This is a genomic window from Pseudoalteromonas sp., from assembly GCF_018402495.1.
GTDB lineage: Bacteria > Pseudomonadota > Gammaproteobacteria > Enterobacterales > Alteromonadaceae > Pseudoalteromonas.
In genome coordinates this window covers 381,442-397,640 of record NZ_JAGYIU010000004.1, presented here as the reverse complement: position 1 = coordinate 397,640, position 16,199 = coordinate 381,442, and the positions used below count along the sequence as shown (strand labels likewise).

Sequence of the window (16,199 nt, the reverse complement as noted above, 5' to 3'; positions counted from 1 at the left end):
TGGGGCAAGCATCGTTAAGCCTGCCCCAAGGATAAATTAAAAGCTATATTTTAAGCTCAGCTTATAATTAACTGGCTCACCGGGTTGAGTCCAAATTGCAGAGTAAGAATTTGAGTAATATTCTTTATCAAGCACGTTATTAATGTTCAGTTGTACCATCACATCTTCATTAACGTTGTAATTTGCGAACAAATTCACCAGCGTATACGAAGGTAAGTAATACGTAGGGTCTATGGTTTCACCTAAGCGTTCCCCCTCATACTGAACAGCTATACCAACGGTCGTATTTAAATCGATTAAATCATTTAATTCTCTTTTAATACGCGCATTTGCACTGTGTTTAGGAATATTAAGTAAAGGGCTACCTTTTGGTAATTTTACCCACCAATCTGTATTAACCGTGTCGTTTGCTGTTTTTGCATCGGTGTAGGTATAGGCAAAATCAAATGACGTGCGCTCTGTAATATAACCGTGTAAATCAAACTCAACGCCTTCGCTAGTTACCTCGCCTAACGCCGTCGACACGCCTGCTTGCAAATCTGTGGTCAACATATTGCTTTTTTCGGCGCTAAATACTGTAAAGCTACCATTTAGGGTATCGGTGCTAAATTTAACACCCGCCTCAATAGAGGTTGTCGATTCTGGCTTAAATGCATCACCGTTTATATCGTAACCACTGTTTGGCCTAAAACCTTCCGAGTAACTGCTGTAATACTGTATGTCGTCTGAGTAAGCATACACTAAGCCTACTCGTGGGCTAAATGTACTCTGATTGCTTTTAGACTGACTTTGATTAATGTGATTATCTATTTGCTGATCAAACCAATCATAACGACCGCCTACTTGTACTTTCCACTGCTCAGTGATGTCGATTTGATCTTGAATATAAACCCCGTAACTGTGCTGTACTTCAGTGCTGTCAAATAAAAGTGAGCCTTCGGGTGCTGTTTGCCCATACATGGGGTTATACATATTGATTGCATAGCGCGTATCTTCAAGCGTAGGGCGGTATCTGTACCAGAGTTTGTCAAAATCAAACTTGCTGGCATCTGCGCCAATTAATAAGTGATGGGTAAACCCAGCAGCAGTAACGCTACCACTTAGCTCAGTGCGCGCTGAGATGTTTTTAGTTTGAAAATCACGTTCGTTATGTTGCCGACTTAAGGTTTCGCCATCAGTAAAATAAAGCTGCCTGCTAGGGGCGAGTTCAGCATCACTCGATTCGCTTATAAATTTAGAATCGCTATAGCTAAGCCCATTTAAAAGTGACCATTGCCCTATCTGATGCTCAAAAGTCAGTTGATGAGAAATCGCATCAACCTCTGTTTGTTCATCGCTTGGCTCACCTAAAAATGTTTCAATAGGTAATGCGTCTATCTTCCCATCTAGAGCAACAATACCACGGTCAAACGTCACACTCTGATCAACATATTCTAGTTCATAATTTAATTTTGTTGTGTCGGATATTAACCAAAGAACTGAAGGTGTGATCACTGTTTTTTTATTTTCGTGGTAGTCTCTAAAACCCTCACCGTCTTCAATTGCACCGTTTATTCTAAAAGCAACTTGATCATTAATTGCATTAGTGTAGTCGCCTTCAGCGCGATAACTTTGCCAGCTCCCTGCAGATACTTTCAAAGAGCCTTGTTCTTCATTTAGTGATGATGTTAATAGTACCGCCAGGCTCAGAACGGCCATAAGAAAGCCAAATGGGGTCACCCATTAGAAAGTTCCGGTCAAGCAGGCAGCTGTGTTTTCTTGATCTTTTTATTCAAAAAACCAAGTGTTGTTACTTTTTAAACTCACTTTAAATATGACTACGCACCCAGTAATGACGTCGATTGGTGTGAATATGCACCAGTCACCCATGTGAATTTAGGCAGTTTAATTAAGCATCATGGATGATTAATTAAGGCCCTTGGCTTTCGCCTCAGTCATCGTTTAGTACCAATGTCAGTCCAGTTTCTGGCTGTGTTTACACACTGCGCTGTAACAATTCTGTGGTTTATGTTTGAACATAACCACCCCTTTTTGGCTCAAACATTGGGCATATCCAGTATTTAAAATATGAGCGGTTAACGTGCAGGCTCAATCAAATCTAATGGTTTTACCAACCCCATTATTAGCTCAACACGTTAACCTAATTTTTTATAGTCGCTAAGTAAACGCCTTGTGTTCATCAAATGGGACATTATCTTTAAGCACGTGATAACAGGCTCTTGCGAGCTTATGCGTAACCGTTTTAATTGCGATAACGTGGTTCGTTTTAGCCAGTTTTCGTTGATAATATTTTTTAATTGTTGGGTTATACCGAATGGCAAAGTTAGCGGCCTCAGTAAACGCCCACGCTAAGTAACGATTACCATTCTTTTGATTAGTAGCGCCTTTCTTCTTCCCATTGCTGTATTTTGCACCTTTAACGCAGTGTAGTGGCATAGTTAATTTGGCCACCTACTAAAGCATGAAGTCAGGCCGTGTATTTTTCCATCGCGCTGGCGACGGCAGCCAAATAGGGGCTGCCGCTGACCCCTCCTTGGACTCTCCCAGCGCACCCGAGCATTACGCTTAATCCTTCAAATAATTAATTGATGTGAACGTAAACAGCGAAGATAGGCCATCCATGGCCTAGTTTCGCCTTATCGCGCATCCATGCGCGACATTACTCATCAATTGCTTATTTTCAGGGCGTAATGACGGGGGGGAGGGTGTTAAACGTTAGGTTGGAGTTTGGGCTTGGAAAGTTAGCAATAAAAACCATCAGCCAAGCTAATACAACTTTTGGGCTAAAGCCCAGCCTATCAACCAACGCGCCAGCAAGCTTAGCGCCTACAGTAATACCTTTTACCTCGGTGTAGCGCAAAGCGCCTCTATGATCTCTGTGGTGAAATTCTTTTTCTCGCTTTTTTTCGCCCTAAAGAGCGACCTACAAACAATGCATATTTACATGCTTGGAAGATGGTAATGATATTGGAGAATCGTTGGGTTTCGTTTCGCTCAACCCAACCTACATAAGCATTTGAAATGGTTTTTCACCAAACACAAAAAAGCCGCTGCATTGCTGCAACGGCTTTTATAATTTCGATAACCCCCCACTCTACAGTGGAACTTACTACCAATTAAAGTTCAAAAATTAATCGCGGTATGTCTCAATCGGAGGACATGCACACACTAAATTACGGTCGCCGTATACGTCATCGATACGTGTAACGGTTGGCCAGAACTTGTCTTTAGCAACTGCTGGTACTGGGAATGCAGCGTAAAAACGGTCATACGCTCGATCCCATTCATTACCTAACACATCAGCTTGTGTGTGTGGTGCAAATACCAGTGGGTTGTTTTCGATTGACCATTCACCTGAAATGATTTTATCAATTTCACCTTTAATCGATACCATGGCTTCGATAAAGCGGTCAATCTCGCCCTTAGACTCAGATTCAGTTGGCTCAATCATTAATGTGCCCGCTACTGGGAACGACATAGTGGGTGAGTGGAAACCGTAATCTTGTAAGCGCTTAGCCACGTCCATTTCAGTAATGCCTGAGGCTTCTTTTAATGGGCGTAGGTCAATAATACATTCGTGGGCAACGCGATTGTTACGGCCACGGTATAAAATTGGGAAGTGCTTGCTAAGCTCATTGCTTAGGTAGTTAGCATTTACAATCGCCATTTCTGTGGCTTGTTTTAAGCCCTCAGAGCCCATCATGGCAATGTAAGCCCATGAAATAGGTAGAATAGCTGCAGAGCCATAAGGGGCTGCCGATACTGCGCCGTTACCAGCATTAGTACCTGGTAGGTTAATTACACTGTGGTTTGGCATAAATGGCGCAAGGTGCGATTTAACACCAATTGGGCCAACACCTGGGCCACCGCCACCGTGTGGAATACAGAATGTTTTGTGTAGGTTTAAGTGCGATACGTCTGAGCCAATAAAGCCTGGGCTAGTAACACCTACTTGCGCGTTCATGTTTGCGCCATCCATGTAAACTTGGCCACCGTGCTGGTGAACAATTTCACATAGCTCACGAATCGTTTCTTCGTATACACCGTGGGTAGATGGGTACGTTACCATGGCACATGATAGGTTTTCAGACACCTCAGCAGCTTTGGTTTTTAAGTCTTCCATGTCGATGTTGCCGTGTTTATCACAGTTAACAACTACAATTTTCATGCTCGCCATTTGTGCCGACGCTGGGTTAGTACCGTGCGCAGAACTTGGAATTAAACACACATTACGGTGTGCGTCCCCTCGTGACTCGTGGTATTTACGAATGGCGATTAGGCCTGCGTATTCACCTTGTGCACCTGAATTTGGTTGCAATGAAACCGCGTCGTAACCGGTAATGTTAACTAGCCAATCGTGTAGCTCGTTAATCATTATTTGGTAACCTTCTGCTTGGTCTAGCGGGCAGAATGGGTGAAGGTTTGCAAATTCAGGCCAGGTAATTGGGATCATTTCAGCGGTCGCGTTTAGTTTCATGGTACATGAACCTAACGAGATCATTGAGTGATTAAGCGCTAAATCTTTGTTTTCAAGGCGCTTAATATAGCGAAGCATGTCTGTTTCGCTGTGGTAGCTGTTAAAGTTTGGATGCGTAAGGATTTCATCATCACGCACTAGGCTTGCAGGAATAGAGTCACTGCCATTTGCTTCAACGTCCGCAGCAATTGCATCTACGCTTAGGCCGTGGCCTTCGCCTAAAATAATATCAAATAACTCGGCAATGTCTGCACGTGTTGTGGTTTCTGATACTGAAATTGAGTACTCGCCCGCATGGTTAGCAGCAAAGTTAACGCCTTTAGCCACAGCACGCGCAATCACGTCGGCTTTGTTTTCATCAACAACAGTTAATGTATCAAACCAAGTAGTGTGCTTAAGTGCCACACCTTTTGCTTTTAAGCCTGTTGCTAAAATATCAGCAAAACGGTGAATGCGTTGTGCAATGGTTTTTAAGCCTTGCGGGCCATGGTATACCGCGTAAAACGCCGCCATGTTGGCTAGTAATACTTGCGCAGTACAAATGTTTGAATTGGCTTTGTCGCGGCGAATATGTTGCTCACGGGTTTGCATTGCCATACGCAGTGCATCGTTACCTAAACGGTCTTTTGATACACCAATAATACGCCCTGGTAATGAACGTTTGTATGCATCACGTGTTGCAAAAAATGCAGCATGTGGACCACCGTAACCCATTGGCACACCAAAACGCTGTGCAGAGCCAAGTACTACGTCGGCGCCTAATTTACCTGGTGCTTTTAATAGTAATAAGCTCATGATATCGGCTGCCACACAGGCAATCGCTTTTTTGCTTTGTACGCCAGCAATTAGGTCAGTTATATCAACAATTTCGCCTGATGTTGACGGGTATTGAAATAACGCACCAAAAATGTCGTGGTTCACGGCATCAGCGGCTTTACCTACAATAATTTCAAAACCAAATTGCTCTGCACGGGTGCTCACTACGTCAATGGTTTGCGTGTGTACGTCGTCGGCAATAAAGAACGCATTGGCTTTTTTAGCTTTTGATACACGTTTTGCAAGGCCCATTGCCTCGGCTGCAGCAGTTGATTCGTCAAGCAGTGAAGCACTTGCTAAGTCTAGGCCGGTAATGTCTAAGGTCATAGTCTGGAAATTTAATAGTGACTCTAAACGCCCTTGTGCAATCTCTGGCTGATACGGTGTGTACGCTGTGTACCAACCCGGGTTTTCAAGTACGTTACGTAAAATTACGTGCGGCACGTGAGTTGGGTGGTAGCCTTGGCCAATATACGATTTGAAAACTTTATTTTTGCTTGCTACCGATTTTAAGTAGCTTAGTGTTTCAACTTCGGTGCGGCTTTCGCCGATATTAAGACCTTGCTCAAGACGAATACCAGCAGGTACTGTTTGACCGATCAGCTCTTCAACGCTCGATACTTCAAGAGCGCTTAGCATTTCGTTTACTTGCGCTGGGCTTGGCCCGATATGACGGCGAATAAAATCTTGCTTTTGCTCTAATTGTTCAAGAGATTTGGCGTTTGACATGTGTCCAGATTCCTATGATCCAAAAAAGTGTAATTATTACCAATGGGTAACTAGTAATAATAAAAAATATTTATGACTTAGCTGCTCACCTTGTATGGAAAAATAAGCGCTTTAATCATAAAAGCCCCAATGTTTTAAATAGAGGGGCTTTTAACTAATTAACGATTACTCTTCGTCAATAGTGTGTGCGTAGCCTTCTGCGTCGAGCAAGTTATCAACTTCAGATTCGTCAGATGCTTTAATGCGGAATAACCAACCGTCGCCGTAAGCGTCGTTGTTTACTGTTTCTGGAGAATCTTCTAGCTCTTCGTTAATAGCAACAATTTCACCGCTAATTGGTGCGTAAATGTCTGACGCCGCTTTTACTGACTCTGCTACTGCACAGTCTTCGCCTGCATCGACTACATCGCCAACTTCTGGTAATTCAACAAACACCATGTCGCCAAGCAGTTCTTGGGCGTGCTCAGAAATACCAACAGTGTAAGTGCCGTTGCCGTCGTTACGAACCCATTCGTGTGAAGGTGCGTATTTTAACTCGCTAGGGATATTGCTCATTTTTTTCATCCTTTGGTTTAGATTGGGAACATACCAACTTAGCGTTATTCGCTTCTTTGTTGGTATAACCAAATTATTTAAATTATTGATTTACCGTTACGTACAAAGCCCGATTTAACCACTTTTACGTTAACTAATTTTTTACGCATTTCTACTTGAGCCGTGTCGCCCGTTGAACGTGGTACACGTGCTAATGCAACACTATAGCCCAATGTTGGTGAGAATGTGCCCGATGTAATAACACCTTCGCCACCATCAACAATTACTTTAGAACCACTACGCAGTACGCCTTTTTCTTCAAGAATAAGGCCTACTTGCTTATGAGTACTTTTTTCTGCACGTTGTTTTACCAAAACATCACGACCAATAAAGTCACGATCTTCTGGTTCCCATGCAATCGTCCATGCCATGTTAGCCGCCAGTGGTGATACGCTTTCGTCCATATCTAGGCCGTAAAGGTTCATACCTGCTTCTAAACGTAGTGTGTCGCGCGCGCCTAGGCCCGCAGGCGCTACACCGGCATCAAGCAGTTGCTGCCATAAATCGGCTGCTTGCTCGTTTGGTACTACAATTTCGTAACCGTCTTCGCCAGTATAACCTGTTGTAGCAATAAATAAATCACCGGCTTGAACACCAAAAAATGGCTTCATGCCTTCTACTGCAGCTTGCTGGTCTGCGTTTAAAACCTTGGCAGTTTTAGCGCGAGCATTAGGACCTTGTACTGCAATCATGGCGTATTCAGGGCGCTCAGTAACCGTTACTGCAAAGTCGCTCGATACCTTAGCTAAATGTGCTAGATCTTTTTCACGGGTCGCTGAGTTAACCACTAAGCGATAAAATGTTTCGCTAAAGTAGTAAATAATTAAGTCGTCAATTACGCCACCTTGCTCGTTAAGCATACCAGTGTAAAGTGCTTTGCCAGGTACTGTTAATTTAGCAACGTCGTTAGCCACAAGCTTGCGTAAAAATGCTTGTGCTTGCTCACCTTGTATATCAACAATGGTCATGTGCGATACGTCGAACATGCCCGCATCGTTACGTACGGCGTTGTGTTCTTCTATTTGTGAACCGTAGTTAATTGGCATTTCCCAGCCATGAAAATCAACCATTTTTGCGCCGGCTTCAAGGTGCTTTGCATGTAATACTGTTTTAGAAGTCATAATATTCCTTCACTTTTAAATTAACCCATGTGTGTGGGCGTGGCCTCAATTAAATGAGGGGGAATAACATGGTAGCCATTAATACGCCTACCAAATTGTAATCTTTAACAAAAATATGTTTAACGAATTAAATGGCTTAGGCGTTAGTAACACTAAAGCCTTGTTGCTGCATATACTGTTGCCACTTATCAAGCGTAGGCGTTTTAGCAATCACTATAAACTGCTGCTCGTTGTTTTCATCTACCGCGGTAACAAACACTTCGCCACTTTGCGCGCCATAACAAAGCTGCGCATCAGCAAGGCGCAAGCCTGGGGTTAATTTAAACGCTTCAACTAAGGTATCAAAGGCGTTGCTACCGGTTAAGGTAAAGGTTGCTAAATCAGTGCGTACCACAAAGTCGATATCGTACCTAAGCTGTTGCTCGTTAATAAGCGATTGTAATTGCAGGCTGGCATTTACTGGGAGTACAAATCTAAATGCGGTTTCGCTGAAGTAGTAAACGGCGTAGCTAAAATCAGAATTTAAATCGCCATCCAATGTGCCTTTAAAACCAAAGCCACTGGCGGTTAGTTTGGTGAGGTCATGACCTAAAATAGCACTTAAAAATACCGATGCTTCACTGCCGCTAAAATCAATAACAACGTGGCTGTTATTAGCTTGTAAGGCATTAATAACCGCGCTGTTAGCGTTGCTATGGCGGGCAAACATTATCGGGTTAAAAGTCATAACAAATACCTATCTATCTTTAATAGCAAAAGTATATTGCGCAAGGCTTACAACAACAAATTGTAATTACTTATCAATTGATAAATAATACTTATATATATAGCCATATAAATAGTAATTTTAAATATGAAAAACATTTCAACCGACAGTTTACGCACATTTGTTATGGTGGTTGAGGTAGGTGGATTTGCCAAAGCAGGCGATTTACTTGGCCTTTCGCAACCGGCGGTAAGCTTACAAGTAAAACGTTTAGAAGACTTATTAGGCTATAAATTATTTAAAAAGCAGGGGCAACGCCAAGTACTTAATCAATATGGTGAACTGTTACTGCCTATGGCAAAACAAATGGTGCAACATAACGATGCCATTTTGCAGTTGTTCACCTCCGAAAGTGTGACTGGTAAAGTGCGCTTAGGGATCCCTAGCGAATTTGCAGCACGTATTTTACCCTCTATTATTGGCGACTTTGTGGCGCTCTACCCTGATGTATCGTTAGAAGTAAAATCACGTTTGAGTAAACATTTACTTTCGGATGAGCGCCAAGATCAATTTGATTTAGTACTGGCGCTAAATGAGCAGCTTGATTCAGAAAAATTCCCTATTTTTATTCAAGACCAATTAGTGTGGGTTGGCGATCTTTCACTGGCGCAAAATGAAACCGTTACCTTAGTAACAGCGCCTGAGGGCTGTATTTACCGACGCAGAGCAACCCAAGCGCTTGAAAAAGCAGGTATTAAATACCGTATTGTTTACAGCAACGCCGATTTAACCGGTTTAATTGCGGCATTAAAAGAAGGTTTAGGTATTACTGTACTGGCAAGAAGTACGGTGCCGAACGATTTAACCTATCAATTACACACTAAAAATTTACCTGCGCTTGGTAGCATTGGCATTAGTTTAGTCAAAACCGCCAGCGAGCCTGAAAACGCCGTGTTTAAACTCGCTGAGTTTATTAAGCTGCGCCTAGGCTACCCCACTCCTTAAATAACCTGAACTCTGGATAATAAATCTATCTCAAGCAGCGTTCAGGTTAAATTAACCACCACCAGCCAGTACATTATGTTGTTTTTATAAAGCAAAGCTAAACACTTAGTAAAAAATGTTATAAAAAGCGCGTAACTTTACGGCAATTGTAAACAAAGGCAAAGCTTAACAATATTGATTATCATTCGTTAACATGTTTAAATTACGTCAATTTAACTCGTTAAACTATTTTTAGGGTAATCATGTCACAAAAATTTTTAGTCTCTGCATTAACCGCAGCTATTTCATTGTCTTTGAGCACTGTTGCAATAGCGAAAGATGCTGATAAATTTGAACGCGGATTTGAACAAATTACTGTTATTGGCTCACAAGAAGCAATTAATGACATCCCTGGATCAGCGACGTTTATTTCGGATGCAGAATTGCAAAAATTCGAATTTACTGATATTTCTCGCGTTTTAGCATCTGTACCTGGCGTATACGTTCAAGAAGAAGATGGCTACGGCCTACGCCCTAATATTGGTATGCGTGGCACAGGTACTGGCCGTAACGATAAAATTTCAGTAATGGAAGACGGTGTATTAGCTGCTCCTGCTCCTTACGCTGCACCATCAGCTTACTACTTCCCTACTATGGGTCGTATGGAATCAATTGAAGTATTAAAAGGCGCAGCCTCTGTTAAATACGGCCCGCGTACAACCGGCGGGGTTTTAAACTTACTTTCTCGCAGCTTGCCCACTGAACCTAATAGCGCTATGGGCATGGTTGACGCAGCACTTGGTAGCGACGGTTACTACAAAGGTCATGCTTACTTCGCAAAAGAAAAAAATAACACCGCAGGGTTAATAGAAGTATTTACCTACGGTGCTGATGGCTTTAAAGAATTACCAGTAGGTGATGACAACACAGGGTTTGAAAAAAACGATGTACTAGTAAAGTTTGGCCATACCTTTGGTGAAAAGGATGCACACAATATTGAGTTCAAAGTAAAGTATTCTGAAGAAACATCAGACGAAACCTACATGGGCTTAACTGATGCCGATTACCAACAAAACCCGTACCGTCGTTATGCGGCATCGCAAAATGATGAAATGAACACTCGCCATAATGCTTACCAAGTAAACTACGCGTTTCGTTTTGCTGACGGTTATGAATTTTTAGCAACAGCGTACTTAAACGACTTCCACCGTAACTGGTACAAAGCAAGCAGTGTTGGTTCAAGCACACTTGAGCAATACAGCGAGTTTGAAGCAAACCCAACAGCTGAGGGTATTGAAAATATAGGTGTTAAAGCCAATAACCGTGACTACCAAGCAAAAGGTATTCAGTCTGAATTGCATATCCCAGCGGGCGCTCACTACATTACGGTTGGCGTACGTTACCACGAAGATGAAATGGATCGTTTTCAGTGGGAAGATATGTACACGCTTAATCAAGATTTAAGCATGACTTTAACCTCGCAAGGCCTACCGGGTTCTAACAGTAACCGTTTTGATAGCGCAAAAGCCAGCACGTTATTTGTGCATGATACATGGACATTAGATGCATTAGTTGTTAATGCGGGCCTGCGCTATGAAGACATTACAATAAAACGTGAAGAGTGGGCTAAAACAGATCCAACACGTAGCCAAGGCTTGACTAAAAATATCTCTAATGACACTGAAATTTTAATACCTTCTTTAGGCGCCACTTACACACTTAACGACAACCTGACTTTACTTGCCGGCATTCAAAAAGGCTATGCCCCTGCAGCACCAGGTAATGCAGAGCAAGAGGAAGAAGAAAGTGTAAACATCGAGTTTGGTTCTCGATTTAATGCTGGCGGCTTTAACGGTGAAGTAATTGCGTTTTACTCTGATTACGACAACATGCATGGTAACTGTACCGCATCAGTTGGTTGTAGCGATGAAAATATTGGCGACCAATATAACTACGGTGAGGTAGAGGTATCAGGCTTTGAATTTAGCGCTGGTCGTACGTTTAATACAGCCTCAGCTGCATTCCCAGTAAAATTAACTTACACCTACACAGACTCAGAGTTTAAAAACTCATTTAACTCTGGTATCTGGGGCTCAGTAGAAAAAGGCGATGCGATGCCTTACGTACCAGAGAACCAGGTTGCTTTATCGTTTGGCGCAGAAGTGAATAACTTTGTGGTAAATAGCCAAATACGTTACGTGTCAGATGCACATGCTGATTTAACTAACTCAGGCTTAAATGCGATTGATAGTCGCGTTGTATGGGATTTAGCTGCTAAGTACTTAATCGACGAAAACCAAAAGGTATACCTAAGCGTAGATAACCTGTTTGATAAAACCTACATTGCTAACCGTGCAAATGGCGGTATTCAACCTGGTAAACCACGTTCAGTACAAATGGGCTACAGCTACTCATTCTAAATAACCCTTTAGCTGCGTTGAAAATAACTCATATAAGCGTAATTGCTATTGAGTTATTTTCCTAGCGTTATAGCAGAGTACCTACTTACTAAAAATGGGTATGAAATTATAAAGGCATTGAAAAAGCCGAGGTTGATTAAATCAATCTCGGCTTTTTAATGCCTATGTAATTAATAGGCTTAATTTGTTTCTGCGCGCTGGCGTAATACTTCAAATAAACAAATACCGGTTGCAACCGATACATTTAAACTTGAAACCGTACCCGCCATTGGAATTTTAACAAGTACATCACAATGCTCACGGGTTAAGCGGCGCATGCCTTCACCTTCAGCACCCATCACAATCGCCATTGGGCCTGTTAAGCTGGCATCAAATACGTGCGTGTCGGTTTCACCGGCTGTGCCTACAACCCATACACCTGCGTCTTTTATTTCGCGCAGTGTACGTGCAAGGTTAGTTACCTGAATAAGCGGTACTGTTTCAGCTGCGCCACAGGCCACTTTACGTGCCGTGCCATTAAGCTTTGCTGATTTGTCTTTAGGGACTATCACCGCATGAACGCCGGCAGCGTCGGCGCTACGCAAACAAGCACCTAAATTATGCGGATCGGTAATGCCGTCAAGTACTAATAAAAACGGGGTGTCTTCGCGTTCAATGATCTCATCAAGATCTTTTTCGTTAAACACACGTGCCGCTTTAACGTTAGCAATAATGCCTTGATGCTGCTCATCTTTCGCTTTGTTATCAAGCGCTTTACGTTGCATAAATTGTACTGAAATACCAAATTGGCGCGCTTGCTCAATAACCGGCGATAAGCGCTTATCGTCACGTCCTTTAAGGGCGTATATTTCTAAAAAACGCTCTGGCTCTTTTGCTAAAATTGCTTCAACAGAGTGAAAGCCAAAAATTAATTCATTACTCACGAATTGCTTGCTCCTGGGCTATTACTTTTACGGGCATTTTTGCCTGGTCTTTTGGGCTTTTTGACCGCTTTCTTTCTGGTTTTTTTCTTGGCGGTGGTGTCATCCGCTTTTACTTTTGATTTGCTCGCTGATTTGCCTTTTGCAGCAGGCTTTTTACCCGCCTTTGGCTTTTTGTCATCACTTGCTGACTTTTTACCCGGGATCTTACCGGCTTTAAGTTGCGAGCGAACACTGGCTGGAGCATTTTTTTTAGGTGCACGACGACGCGCGTAACGATCTTGGGCAACATCGCCTTTAAGCGTTAAGTTTATACGGCGATCATCTAAACTTACCGAGGCAACCTGCACAGTCACTTTGTCGCCTAAACGATAAACCGTATGTGTGTGTTCACCCACCAAGCAATGTTTAGCTGCATCATGCTGGAAATATTCATCACCTAAATTGGTAACATGAATTAATCCATCAATTTGTAAGTCATCTAAACGAATAAATAAACCAAAGTTAGTAACCGATGAAATAACCCCGTTAAACTCCATGCCTACATGATCTTGCATGTATTCACATTTTAACCAATCGGCTACTTCACGGGTGGCATCGTCTGCGCGGCGCTCAGTGGTAGAACACTGCTCACCAAGTTGATCGACTTCATCATCGCTATAAGCGTATTCACCAGAGGTTTGCTGCCCTTGTGCTTTTAATACCGCTTTAATTGCACGATGCACCACTAAATCTGGGTAACGGCGAATTGGCGAGGTAAAGTGCGCGTAAGCAGATAATGCTAAGCCAAAGTGGCCTATGTTATCTGGCTGATAAACCGCTTGCTTCATCGAGCGTAGCAACATGGTTTGAATAAGTTCAGCCTCTGGGCGGTCACCTAAACGAGCCAACACATGAGTAATTTCTTTTGGGGTTGGTTCATCACTTAGCGTGCTTTCAATCCCCAGCTCAGTTAAAAACTGCGTAAAGTTACTGAGCTTTTCGCTATCGGGTTCATCGTGTACTCGATACAGTGCGCTGGCTTCATGTTTTTCCAGTAATTTAGCCGCCGAAACATTGGCTAAAATCATACATTCTTCAATGAGCTTATGCGCATCGTTACGAATAACTGGCACAATTGATTCTATTTTACGCTGTGCATTAAATACAAAACGAGTTTCGAGTGTTTCAAACTCAATGGCACCACGCTCTTGTCGCGCTGCTTTTAATGCCATGTACATTTGCTGCAAATCAGTTAAATGCGGCACTACAGCTGCGTATTCTTTACGTAGCTTTTCATCGTTTTGCAAGATGGCATTTACTTTGGTGTAAGTTAAACGTGCATGTGAATTCATTACCGCTTCGTAAAACTTATACCCCGAAAGCTTACCCTGTTGCGATACGGTTATTTCGGCAACCATACACAAGCGATCAACCTCAGGATTAAGCGAACACAAGCCGTTAGACAATACTTTAGGCAGCATAGGAATAACTTGCTCTGGGAAGTACACAGAGTTACCGCGCTCGATTGCCTCGGCATTAAGTGGGGTGTTCATACCTACATAATGTGATACATCGGCAATGGCTACCCATAAGCGCCAGCCACCTGACTTTTTAGGTTCACAGTATACGGCATCATCAAAATCGCGAGCGTCTTCGCCATCTATGGTTACAAGCGGTAAGTCGCGTAAATCAACTCGACCTTGTTTATCGGCTTCTTCAACAAACTCACCAAGGTGAGCAACTTGTTGTTCAACCTCTTCTGGCCATACGTGTGGAATATCGTGATTACGCAGCGCAACTTCAATTTCCATACCCGGCGCTAAATGCTCGCCCAGTACGTCGATAACTTTACCTACCGCATTCATATTACGGCTTGGATTTTGGGTTATTTGCACTTGCACCATTTGGTTATGGCGCGCGCCTTTTTCGTTACCCGGTAAAATAATGATATCTTGGGTAATGCGCGGATCTTCAGCCACAACAACAGCAATACCATGCTCAACAAAATAGCGGCCGACAATAGGTGCGCGCTCATTGGTGAGTACTTTTATAATACGCGCATCGCATTTTGAGCCTGAGCCACGCTTAGTGCCTTTCGCAAGGACTATATCACCATGCAACACCATGTTCATTTGATGTTTGGCAATAAACCAATCTTTGCTCTCGCCTTCAACTTCTAAAAAGCCAAAACCGTCTCTGTGACCGACTACTTTGCCTTTGGTTAAACCGGCTTCGTCAATCAGGGCATAACATTTAAATTTATTAAAATACAGCTGCCCATCACGCTCCATGGCGCGAAGTCGGCGCTTAAATGCTATTTGGCGTTCGTCATCGTTTACAGCTAGTTCTTCACATAATTGTGCGTAGTTAGCAGGTTTGGAACGCTCTTGCAGGTGAGTAAGTATAAACTCACGACTAGGGACTGGGTTTTCGTACTTTTCTTGTTCTCGACTGAGATTTGGATCTTGGTTTGACATTCACTATCTTGTTAGTTGGTTATGTAAGTATTTTAACTCATATATTCGTAATGAGACAGGTAAAAGCCATTAAACTTTTAATAAAGCGTTATTACCTTTTGCATTTTGTAGCAATGTAACTAAATAACACTTAACATGTACTTAATTTAAGAGCTTAAAAGTGAGTAAACTGCCGGTAGTAGTTTTACTCACTTTTTAAAAATCACTTATTTTTGCTGTAAGTTTTTCCACAGCAAATTACTTATATTATCGATAAAACTCGGGTCTTGTTTTACCATAGTATCGAGTATTGGTTTGTTCATTTGGGTTTTGTTTTGAGAGTATATCCAGCGATTTTTATTAAAGCTTTGCGCAAACTCTAACACACCCGTTTGCAAGGCTTGCTCATCAGCAAAGGTGGCCTCTACAACGTTATGTTGTAATAATTTTTGCGCATCAACACGCTCGCCGGTCATGGCTAAGCGGTTAAAAAATTGCGGATTAATCGCTTTATTAATAATCGGAAACATAGACGGTACAAACGGCACTAATACATCGACTTCGGGGAAACAAAAGAAGCCTTTGTCAGATTTCATAAAACGAAAATCACAGGCACACGCCAGTATCGAACCATTACCATAAGTGTGGCCGTTTAGCGCGGCAATAATAGGCATAGGAAAAGTAACAATACGTTTAAACAAGGCACCTATCGAGTTCATAAAATCGGCAATTATTTGTGGTGTGTTGTCAGGGTTTGCCATCCACTGTAAATCAATGCCTAACGACCAGCTTTTATCGCTACTTGAGGTTAGCACCACCGCTTTAATATGCTCGTTAGCCTCAATCGTATCTAGGTGTTGATTAAACTCGTTTATAAAGGTTGGATTATGGCGGTTTTCTGCTGTATTCATAGTAAGGATAGCCGTGCTTCCTTGCGTGGTAATTTCTATCAATGCTGTCATTAGAGCCTCTTTGAGTGCATTTAGCCGCGCTT

11 protein-coding genes are annotated in these 16,199 nt (G+C 42.5%); 2 read left to right on the top strand and 9 right to left on the bottom strand.

Features of this window, described 5'->3' with window-relative positions; genetic code table 11:
- Window positions 1-36: 36 nt before the first annotated feature.
- From KG708_RS14220 to KG708_RS14195, 6 genes are all read right to left on the bottom strand, one after another.
- Window positions 37-1,698 carry a TonB-dependent receptor gene (locus KG708_RS14220; protein WP_301003435.1) on the bottom strand — a complete coding sequence of 554 codons (1,662 nt, stop codon included), beginning with the start codon at window positions 1,696-1,698 and terminating at the stop codon, window positions 37-39.
- Window positions 1,699-2,157: 459 nt separating this feature from the next.
- The gene (locus KG708_RS14215; RefSeq protein WP_301003434.1) at window positions 2,158-2,436 is read right to left on the bottom strand and encodes a transposase; all 279 of its coding nucleotides are present in this window, start codon (window positions 2,434-2,436) and stop codon (window positions 2,158-2,160) included.
- Window positions 2,437-3,130: 694 nt separating this feature from the next.
- Entirely contained in the window at window positions 3,131-6,022 is a 2,892-nt protein-coding gene (gcvP, locus tag KG708_RS14210) for an aminomethyl-transferring glycine dehydrogenase (protein WP_213610804.1), read from the bottom strand.
- Window positions 6,023-6,187: 165 nt separating this feature from the next.
- Window positions 6,188-6,577: a glycine cleavage system protein GcvH gene (gcvH, locus tag KG708_RS14205; protein WP_213610802.1), complete on the bottom strand. Its 390-nt coding sequence runs from the start codon at window positions 6,575-6,577 to the stop codon at window positions 6,188-6,190.
- A 77-nt stretch (window positions 6,578-6,654) separates the two neighbouring features.
- Window positions 6,655-7,737 (bottom strand): glycine cleavage system aminomethyltransferase GcvT, encoded by a 1,083-nt coding sequence (gene gcvT / locus KG708_RS14200; protein ID WP_213610800.1) that lies wholly within the window; start codon window positions 7,735-7,737, stop codon window positions 6,655-6,657.
- A gap of 136 nt (window positions 7,738-7,873) precedes the next feature.
- Window positions 7,874-8,464 carry a hypothetical protein gene (locus tag KG708_RS14195; protein WP_213610798.1) on the bottom strand — a complete coding sequence of 197 codons (591 nt, stop codon included), beginning with the start codon at window positions 8,462-8,464 and terminating at the stop codon, window positions 7,874-7,876.
- A 126-nt stretch (window positions 8,465-8,590) separates the two neighbouring features.
- Between KG708_RS14195 and KG708_RS14190 the strand changes: the two genes are divergently transcribed.
- The gene (locus tag KG708_RS14190) at window positions 8,591-9,448 is read left to right on the top strand and encodes a LysR family transcriptional regulator (protein ID WP_213610796.1); all 858 of its coding nucleotides are present in this window, start codon (window positions 8,591-8,593) and stop codon (window positions 9,446-9,448) included.
- A gap of 242 nt (window positions 9,449-9,690) precedes the next feature.
- On the top strand, window positions 9,691-11,847 hold the full coding sequence (locus tag KG708_RS14185; RefSeq protein WP_213610794.1) for a TonB-dependent receptor: 2,157 nt from the start codon (window positions 9,691-9,693) through the stop codon (window positions 11,845-11,847).
- Window positions 11,848-12,026: 179 nt separating this feature from the next.
- Here the strand turns inward: KG708_RS14185 and rlmB are convergent, their stop codons facing one another.
- The 3 genes from rlmB to KG708_RS14170 form a co-directional block, all read right to left on the bottom strand.
- Window positions 12,027-12,770: a 23S rRNA (guanosine(2251)-2'-O)-methyltransferase RlmB gene (gene rlmB / locus KG708_RS14180; protein ID WP_213610792.1), complete on the bottom strand. Its 744-nt coding sequence runs from the start codon at window positions 12,768-12,770 to the stop codon at window positions 12,027-12,029.
- The gene (rnr, locus tag KG708_RS14175) at window positions 12,767-15,226 is read right to left on the bottom strand and encodes a ribonuclease R (protein WP_213610790.1); all 2,460 of its coding nucleotides are present in this window, start codon (window positions 15,224-15,226) and stop codon (window positions 12,767-12,769) included. Before rnr ends, rlmB begins: the two co-directional genes overlap by 4 nt.
- 206 nt (window positions 15,227-15,432) lie before the next feature.
- Window positions 15,433-16,167 (bottom strand): enoyl-CoA hydratase/isomerase family protein, encoded by a 735-nt coding sequence (locus tag KG708_RS14170; RefSeq protein ID WP_213610789.1) that lies wholly within the window; start codon window positions 16,165-16,167, stop codon window positions 15,433-15,435.
- Window positions 16,168-16,199: the final 32 nt, after the last annotated feature.

Bases quoted from the DNA above. Each gene is read 5' to 3' on its own strand.
- KG708_RS14190 (WP_213610796.1), top strand. From the start codon at position 8,591: ATGAAAAACATTTCAACCGACAGTTTACGCACATTTGTTATGGTGGTT.
- KG708_RS14215 (WP_301003434.1), bottom strand. From the start codon at position 2,436: ATGCCACTACACTGCGTTAAAGGTGCAAAATACAGCAATGGGAAGAAG.
- KG708_RS14220 (WP_301003435.1), bottom strand. From the start codon at position 1,698: ATGGCCGTTCTGAGCCTGGCGGTACTATTAACATCATCACTAAATGAA.
- gcvH (WP_213610802.1), bottom strand. From the start codon at position 6,577: ATGAGCAATATCCCTAGCGAGTTAAAATACGCACCTTCACACGAATGG.
- KG708_RS14185 (WP_213610794.1), top strand. From the start codon at position 9,691: ATGTCACAAAAATTTTTAGTCTCTGCATTAACCGCAGCTATTTCATTG.
- KG708_RS14195 (WP_213610798.1), bottom strand. From the start codon at position 8,464: ATGACTTTTAACCCGATAATGTTTGCCCGCCATAGCAACGCTAACAGC.
- KG708_RS14170 (WP_213610789.1), bottom strand. From the start codon at position 16,167: ATGACAGCATTGATAGAAATTACCACGCAAGGAAGCACGGCTATCCTT.
- rnr (WP_213610790.1), bottom strand. From the start codon at position 15,226: ATGTCAAACCAAGATCCAAATCTCAGTCGAGAACAAGAAAAGTACGAA.
- gcvP (WP_213610804.1), bottom strand. From the start codon at position 6,022: ATGTCAAACGCCAAATCTCTTGAACAATTAGAGCAAAAGCAAGATTTT.
- gcvT (WP_213610800.1), bottom strand. From the start codon at position 7,737: ATGACTTCTAAAACAGTATTACATGCAAAGCACCTTGAAGCCGGCGCA.